Origin of the sequence: Enterobacter sp. AG326, assembly GCF_004362415.1 — a bacterium.
GTDB classification, from domain to species: domain Bacteria; phylum Pseudomonadota; class Gammaproteobacteria; order Enterobacterales; family Enterobacteriaceae; genus Enterobacter; species Enterobacter asburiae.
The window spans coordinates 3,331-4,968 of the sequence record NZ_SNXG01000019.1 but is presented as its reverse complement, the minus strand read 5'-3'; the positions used below and the strand labels follow the sequence as shown (position 1 = coordinate 4,968).

General features: G+C 53.5%; 1 rRNA gene (only partly in view). It reads right to left on the bottom strand.

From position 1 onward, the window contains the following. Positions 1 to 23: 23 nt before the first annotated feature. A 23S ribosomal RNA gene (locus DFO52_RS22955) occupies positions 24 to 1,638 on the bottom strand (it continues 1,291 nt past the right edge of the window).

Sequence of the window (1,638 nt, the reverse complement as noted above, 5' to 3'; positions counted from 1 at the left end):
CGCCGAAACAGCTTCGGCGTTGTAAGGTTAAGCCTCACGGTTCATTAGTATCGGTTAGCTCAACGCATCGCTGCGCTTACACACCCGACCTATCAACGTCGTAGTCTTCAACGTTCCTTCAGGACCCTTAAAGGGTCAGGGAGAACTCATCTCGGGGCAAGTTTCGTGCTTAGATGCTTTCAGCACTTATCTTTTCCGCATTTAGCTACCGGGCAATGCCATTGGCATGACAACCCGAACACCAGTGATGCGTCCACTCCGGTCCTCTCGTACTAGGAGCAGCCCCCCTCAATTCTCCAGCGCCCACGGCAGATAGGGACCGAACTGTCTCACGACGTTCTAAACCCAGCTCGCGTACCACTTTAAATGGCGAACAGCCATACCCTTGGGACCTACTTCAGCCCCAGGATGTGATGAGCCGACATCGAGGTGCCAAACACCGCCGTCGATATGAACTCTTGGGCGGTATCAGCCTGTTATCCCCGGAGTACCTTTTATCCGTTGAGCGATGGCCCTTCCATTCAGAACCACCGGATCACTATGACCTGCTTTCGCACCTGCTCGAGCCGTCACTCTCGCAGTCAAGCTAGCTTATGCCATTGCACTAACCTCCTGATGTCCGACCAGGATTAGCTAACCTTCGTGCTCCTCCGTTACTCTTTGGGAGGAGACCGCCCCAGTCAAACTACCCACCAGACACTGTCCGCAACCCGGATCACGGGTCTACGTTAGAACACCAGCCATTAAAGGGTGGTATTTCAAGGTTGGCTCCACGCAGACTGGCGTCCACGCTTCAAAGCCTCCCACCTATCCTACACATCAAGGACCAGTGTTCAGTGTCAAGCTATAGTAAAGGTTCACGGGGTCTTTCCGTCTTGCCGCGGGTACACTGCATCTTCACAGCGAGTTCAATTTCACTGAGTCTCGGGTGGAGACAGCCTGGCCATCATTACGCCATTCGTGCAGGTCGGAACTTACCCGACAAGGAATTTCGCTACCTTAGGACCGTTATAGTTACGGCCGCCGTTTACCGGGGCTTCGATCAAGAGCTTCGCGTTGCCGCTAACCCCATCAATTAACCTTCCGGCACCGGGCAGGCGTCACACCGTATACGTCCACTTTCGTGTTTGCACAGTGCTGTGTTTTTAATAAACAGTTGCAGCCAGCTGGTATCTTCGACTGATTTCAGCTCCACCCGCAGGGGCTTCACCTACATATCAGCGTGCCTTCTCCCGAAGTTACGGCACCATTTTGCCTAGTTCCTTCACCCGAGTTCTCTCAAGCGCCTTGGTATTCTCTACCTGACCACCTGTGTCGGTTTGGGGTACGATTTGATGTTACCTGATGCTTAGAGGCTTTTCCTGGAAGCAGGGCATTTGTTACTTCAGCACCGTAGTGCCTCGTCATCACACCTCAGCGTTAATAAACGACCGGATTTACCTAATCGTTCCGCCTACATGCTTAAACCGGGACAACCGTCGCCCGGCTAACATAGCCTTCTCCGTCCCCCCTTCGCAGTAACACCAAGTACAGGAATATTAACCTGTTTCCCATCGACTACGCCTTTCGGCCTCGCCTTAGGGGTCGACTCACCCTGCCCCGATTAACGTTGGACAGGAACCCTTGGTCTTCCGGCGT